Source organism: Methylocystis sp. (genome assembly GCF_051061225.1).
In the GTDB taxonomy this organism is placed as follows: Bacteria; Pseudomonadota; Alphaproteobacteria; order Rhizobiales; family Beijerinckiaceae; genus Methylocystis.
Genome location: NZ_JBPFEB010000062.1, coordinates 1 through 5,587, shown reverse-complemented (window position 1 = coordinate 5,587; position 5,587 = coordinate 1). Strand labels below are relative to the sequence as shown.

Sequence of the window (5,587 nt, the reverse complement as noted above, 5' to 3'; positions counted from 1 at the left end):
TGCTGTGCCTGCACCTTGTGAGTTGAACGATCCGATCTGAAAGCTGCCAATCGATCGTTACGGCTACGGCGGCTATAACCTATTACAGCGCCGGTTATCGAGCTTATGGATATCGCCGCTGTGGTTGCTGGCGATTTGCGTGGTCCGGTCCCATTCATGTCTGCTGGCCCCAAAGGAACACGCAACCGCGCCCGCGCGGTCGCATTTGCTGTCACAGGAATTTCATGCATCATCCCTTTTTCTTGGTCTCTTTGGCGATCACTGAATTGGCCTCACGGATAGCAGAGCCCTCGGATGCCCCGCGGGAGAGCGCAGAGTCAGCCACGTCCGCCCACTGCTTCTGTTTTTTTGGGCTGTCGGCCTTCTTCGTGTGTCGTTTTGCGTCGTTCGGTTTCCATGGCATCGCGCTTCTCCTGAGTTGGTGATCAGAAGATAGAGCTCCGGTCCGACTAGCCGAGGCTCCCAACGCAGGAGCACTTAAATCCGGGATCGCGCGCGCCCGAGTATTCCGTCTTCTCCGAGATCCATCCCTACGAGGCGCTCGGCGGTCTCCTGGAGCTTCAGGGCCGTTTCAACCGTGAGCGTCATCTCTACTTTTAACCTCACGACTCGCCCCCTCGCCTTCCCCAGCTCTGCGCTCGTCTTTGCGTTCGTTGCTCAACGCCGGCGGCTTTAGCGTCCCCCGGCCGGCGAGGCCGAGCGCTCTGCGAACAGCGTGGGTATTTCTGCCCGATATAACGAGTTCGCGATCCTTGCGGATCTGCACAACGACCCCCCTGCGGCCCGAATGCGCCAGCCGTGGGCTAACTTTCCGCAAGAGATCTGGGCATCTGAAAGCCCCATGGAGTGCAGCGTTTCGATCACTCTCGTTGGGTTTGGCGGCTCGGCCATTGAGTCATCATCCCCTCGGAGCTTCACGCTTGGCCTCCCTGCCGTTCACGACCGCCTTAAGGGTGGGCGAGGGAGTGAAGGTGATAACCCGGCGGGGAGTGATGACTGACTCGACACGAGTTTTCGGATTTCGGCCTCCTTTCTGACTTCTCACGCACTTCGAATGTGCCGAACTCACGCAGCTTGACGTTCTCACCGCTTAACAGGGTCTCTGTGATTTCCTCGATGGTGGCGGCAACGACCTCCCGCACTTCGGCCGCCGATAGCGTCGGGCAGGTTCGATAGACAGCCTCGCGCAGGTCACGACGCGTCACTGTACGCTCGGCGAGGCTTTCAGTTTGTTATTCGGCTTGGGGTCCCGACGCCGTTTGACACGGTAATTATCTGTAGTTGCTTGCTCAGAGGGATCACTCGCCGACGCCGATTCACACCACTCATGTCACTGTCCGAATTTCCGGGACCAGCTCTCCGCTCGACGGCCGTATTTCAGGCGGGCTGCTTTTTGCCGAGCGAGTCAAACGATTTGCCAAGGCGTCGATGTTGAGCGCTCGATGAGCGACGACGATCGGCTCTCTGCGGAATTTATCGCCGAGTTTGTCGGGGTGGAGGCTGCCCATAAGCATGAAAGGAATAAATATACCTTTTTCTATATTGACATAGAAATTCTGGACCGAAAGAGTCACGGACGACATCCCTTCAGCCATTTTACGGGTTTTTCCTTACTGCTTATTTCCAAGTATTGCTGCGCGTCGTCTCCAGATAAACATGATCCGATAGGGGACCGGACACCGGGCTTCTATCGGACAGAAATGGAGAATGACTATGAAAAAGCTTCTCATTTCCTCGGCTTTCGTTGCCCTGAGCGCCAGCGCCGCCTTTGCCACCAGCCCGGGCCCGGGGCCCATGCCGCCGACCCCGACCCAGTCCATCACCGGCACCATCACGAACACCAACGCCGCCATCGCGACCCAGACACAGGCGGCTACCGCCACCGGCATCGGTTCCATGGGAAGCGGCTCGGGACTCGGCGTTGGCGTCGTCGTTCAGAACGCCAGCCAGTGGAACGCAGCGGTGCAAAATGTCACGAACCAGATCGCCGGCGGCAGCAACTGGAACTTCTAAGCGGGCGCAGGCGTCTCGCCAAGTACTGTCGTGGCGGCGTTTCTTGCCGCCACGACCAATGGGCTGGGAATGCTCGCGGGCCTTGGCTGCGAGGCAATAAGCCTCGTTGCCGAGCCAAAAACGCTTTCATCCGCTCGAGATGCGAATGCAGATTCTCATTGATGTCATCCAACGGCGCGAAAGAGCGTTTGCCTGCTCGATTCCGCCCTCTCTCCACAGGGATGCACAGGCTGCCGCATAAAGCCTCTCGCACGATCTTTTTTCGAGGCGAGAGGCGAACAAGACCCGGCCAAGCAATATTTTCTGACAGTTCTCCATCACCCTACCGGCAGTGGATCAGGCGTTGCCTTCGTCGACCGGCTGGGAGCACATCCATCGAATGCCAAAGGGCCGCGCCGGATTGAGTTCCGACGCGGCCCTCTTTGATAAAGTGGATAATAGACGAAATGTGATTATCGCTCAGGGAGTGAAGTGTTGGGAAAGAATATTCGAGATGAGCTGCTGGGCGTTGGCGCTTTGGCCACCATACTGTCCAACGGCGCCCACTCCCGTGCCGCCCATGAGGCCGATGCCGAGCGCGACACCTGTCTGCACCTGGACTGGAAGCGCCATATTAATTGAAACCGGAACATTGATCTGGGGCGATCCAATGCTGCCCGAGCCAGCATAAGCTGTGCCCACGGTCGCCGTGAAGACTGCAAAGGAAACGAGAAATTTCTTCATGGTCCGGTCCTCCGACTTCTCTGCCGAAGTCCGTCGGAGCGGCCTTCGACAAGTGGGTATTATTTTGACGATTGGAGCAAAAGGATACCTGTAAAAATGGACTAACCCCAAAGTACATGGGCTGCGCGGATTATGGGGCAGCTGAGATGAAAGGCAGTCGCGATGGTGTGATAGCCCTGCTGCGAGACTTAACCAGCGTTTCATGGCCCGACCTGGTGAGGTTGAAATCGTTGTTGGGGCCCCACCTGCATGCCCGCTATGGTGTACACCATGTCGGTTTGTTAGAAGTAGGAGTGGTCGATCGCGTAGGAGCGCGCGGCGGCGAAAATGACGATAACCCAAGATCAGGCAGTGAACCAATATATCCGAAAGTTGCTCTTGTGATGACCGCAGCTCAAACGCTATCACGACCATGCGGGTTGCAGAAACTGCCAAAAGCTTCGCATGGGCGCCAGGCAAAGACACAGAAACGTACCTCGGCGCAAGGCCTCAAAACGGCTAGCTCGTAAGAGAAGGACATGACCATTCTGGTAACTGTGTTTCCTTCGATGAGGTGTTGATAATAGCCGGGCTTATTTTGGATTGGAGCGCGTCGGAGAAGACGCAATGAAGCTTCGCAGCCCCATAATCCCGCAAATCAGCGCTGAAAGGGATCGGCGCGAGATTGACCGCCAATGGCGCGCCGCCAAGTGCGCCATTTTAGCTTATCACGTGGGATGCTGGCGCAAGGGGGAGTCGCCTTTGGACGCCCTCGCCCGGGCTTCGAACGTCGCCGAGGAAACTTCGTTAGTCCCGAGCAGCCACACAGCGAAGCAAGTCGAGCTTGCCCTGCTATTCAAATGCCTGGGCATAGACTGGGAACAACGATTCGGGTTTGATCTCAAGCAAAGCATTGACCTTGTGATTAGGCTCCTAAATGAAAAACTAGCCGTCGTTCCGCCTGAGGTTCGGGCTTTTTTTGGCTCGCCGGTCAAGCTTAAATCAGAGCTGCTAAGCAGCTATTCGCTTCGCGATATTCCAGACACTGAAACAAGGCATTGATGCGTTCCTCTTGGGCAAGGCCCCAAGGCCTGCGCAGATTGACTTTTACGTAGCTTGCTCGGGCAATCCCTTTTCACCATCCTCTGCATAAGTCATCCCAAACATCCTTGCGATAAGAATGACACGCTGGCGATTGAGCTTCGCGCTCTATTCCCGTCATGCAACCAGAGGAAGAGGAAAGTGTGGAGGATGTGGAGGCACATCCAACCTCGCTGAGGTCTAGAATCCCGGCAAGGAATGTTGGGATATGCCTCCACTGACCTCGATTAGGCGTACAAGCGATCAATGTTTGTCCTAAACGTCTGTTCAACATCCTGCCCTTTCAGAGCGATTCCGTTCCAGCCGTCACCCTTAGCGTTTCTGTATGAGTCAATTCCCTTCTTTCCGAGGTATTTCAAAGGTCTGCTTTGACACCGTCTCCAGCGAACTTCCGTTGCACCAGATGGCGTAGGCGTCGTAGAGGTCGCTGGTCATAAATCCTTCCCTTCACCCCGACATCGCAGCAGTCGAGCATGAAGCAACGACTGAAAGCCATGATCTATCTCTCTTGCGACGAGGAACGCCTCAAAATTCCATGGTGACTCCGATCATTTCATGGCGGCAAGGTTGTACCAAAAGTGCTTCAGGCTCTCGTCACCACTGAACAGCGTGGTGAAGTTGGTCGAGTCCACCAGAACGATGTCGCCGCCCCGCTCCTCCTTCGGCGGCATCCAGAGAAGACAATTGAACTCCGTGTTCCCCGCAGCCGTAAAGGGATGCGGGCGTTCAAGGTCGATCGGCTGACGCGCAAGAACCTGAATCGCTGCTTCATCCTGTGCCGTCACTTCGTAGTGCGGCAAGTGCGGGTGGAAATTAAGAGTCGGTACATCTTTGAGCAGGCCAAGCTTGTCGAGGTCGCGGGATGCGTTGAGCGGTGCGATCTCGCGCGAGCCGGCAACGGTCGCCGGACGCAGTCCGTAGGTGTTATGCACGGGAACGCCCAGCCCCTTCATCAGGGAGCGCGTGTATTGGCCGAAACGCTGCTGTCGAGGCACCAGGCGGTCACCGTGATGGAGATATTCAATCTGGCGCTGATTCAGATCGCTGGTGAAGCCTACGTCGTGATGCGGCGCGAGCAAGAGGCAAGTGCCCTCTCGCTTCAGCCATTCACGAACAGCTGCGATCTCGTCTTGAGCCGCCTCCTGCTCGGAAAGAATGTGGTCGAGCCCGAAAACCATGAGCGTGTCCACATCCGCAAGAACCCGCTCGTCGATCGGCAGCTTGTATCCGGCTTGATCGATACGTTGGAACACCGCCACCGGATGGCCTGTCGCCTCACCTGCTATTTGCTGGAAGCTCAGGGTTGAGCGATGGAACAGCTCCAGCGTTCCGGCAATGCCTTGCAGGAACTGCGCCGCGCTCCATTCCGGAGTCTCGTAGGCCGGCCACAGGACATTGCGAACCTCGGTCATGGTGGAGAAGCGGTTCTCCATCGCCGCCGGATCGCGCTGGGCTTCCCAAGGGTAGCTCCACGTCCAGTAGATGCTCATGCGTCGCTTCCCGGGCGTGAATTTCCGGGGGATATGAGTTTGGTTGTAGGTGCGCGCTGTTGTTTGTGGGCTCATGGCTCTTCTCCTGCGCCTCTTTTGCCTTTTGCGGAATCGCCCCAAGCGCCTTCGGCCTGGCTAGCTGTGGTCTCTGAGGAGGTTGTTCACCCGAACTGAAGGCTTGAGAGTGGTCGTTGCGACACGATGCACTCGGGACTTTCAGGGATGAACAACCCCCACAAGAATGCGCGAATGACGCCGCTTGGTCGAGCGGAAATGGTCCG

At 56.8% G+C, this 5,587-nt stretch carries 5 protein-coding genes and 1 pseudogene; 2 read left to right on the top strand and 4 right to left on the bottom strand.

What is annotated here, in order from left to right:
- Positions 1-898 precede the first annotated feature (898 nt).
- Together ACR652_RS11585 and ACR652_RS11580 are read right to left on the bottom strand one after the other, a co-directional pair.
- Positions 899-1,205, bottom strand: a pseudogene (locus ACR652_RS11585) (HU family DNA-binding protein).
- Between the two features lie 120 nt (positions 1,206-1,325).
- Positions 1,326-1,595, bottom strand: coding sequence for a hypothetical protein (locus ACR652_RS11580; protein WP_434506654.1), 270 nt, complete (start codon positions 1,593-1,595; stop codon positions 1,326-1,328).
- A gap of 118 nt (positions 1,596-1,713) precedes the next feature.
- Here ACR652_RS11580 and ACR652_RS11575 point away from each other — a divergent pair, with 118 nt between their 5' ends.
- Positions 1,714-2,013, top strand: a complete 300-nt coding sequence (locus tag ACR652_RS11575) for a hypothetical protein (RefSeq protein ID WP_434506653.1) — start codon at positions 1,714-1,716, stop codon at positions 2,011-2,013.
- Positions 2,014-2,472: 459 nt separating this feature from the next.
- On the opposite strand, the gene ACR652_RS11570 is transcribed toward ACR652_RS11575, so the two are convergent.
- Positions 2,473-2,736 (bottom strand): hypothetical protein, encoded by a 264-nt coding sequence (locus ACR652_RS11570; protein ID WP_434506652.1) that lies wholly within the window; start codon positions 2,734-2,736, stop codon positions 2,473-2,475.
- A gap of 606 nt (positions 2,737-3,342) precedes the next feature.
- On the opposite strand from ACR652_RS11570, the gene ACR652_RS11565 reads away from it, so the two are divergent.
- Entirely contained in the window at positions 3,343-3,777 is a 435-nt protein-coding gene (locus ACR652_RS11565; protein ID WP_434506651.1) for a hypothetical protein, read from the top strand.
- Positions 3,778-4,364: 587 nt separating this feature from the next.
- Here the strand turns inward: ACR652_RS11565 and ACR652_RS11560 are convergent.
- Positions 4,365-5,381 (bottom strand): hypothetical protein, encoded by a 1,017-nt coding sequence (locus ACR652_RS11560; protein ID WP_434506650.1) that lies wholly within the window; start codon positions 5,379-5,381, stop codon positions 4,365-4,367.
- Positions 5,382-5,587 lie beyond the last annotated feature (206 nt).

Coding starts and splice junctions, on each gene's coding strand:
- ACR652_RS11580 (WP_434506654.1), bottom strand. CDS start 1,595: ATGGCTGAAGGGATGTCGTCCGTGACTCTTTCGGTCCAGAATTTCTAT.
- ACR652_RS11575 (WP_434506653.1), top strand. CDS start 1,714: ATGAAAAAGCTTCTCATTTCCTCGGCTTTCGTTGCCCTGAGCGCCAGC.
- ACR652_RS11570 (WP_434506652.1), bottom strand. CDS start 2,736: ATGAAGAAATTTCTCGTTTCCTTTGCAGTCTTCACGGCGACCGTGGGC.
- ACR652_RS11565 (WP_434506651.1), top strand. CDS start 3,343: ATGAAGCTTCGCAGCCCCATAATCCCGCAAATCAGCGCTGAAAGGGAT.
- ACR652_RS11560 (WP_434506650.1), bottom strand. CDS start 5,381: ATGAGCCCACAAACAACAGCGCGCACCTACAACCAAACTCATATCCCC.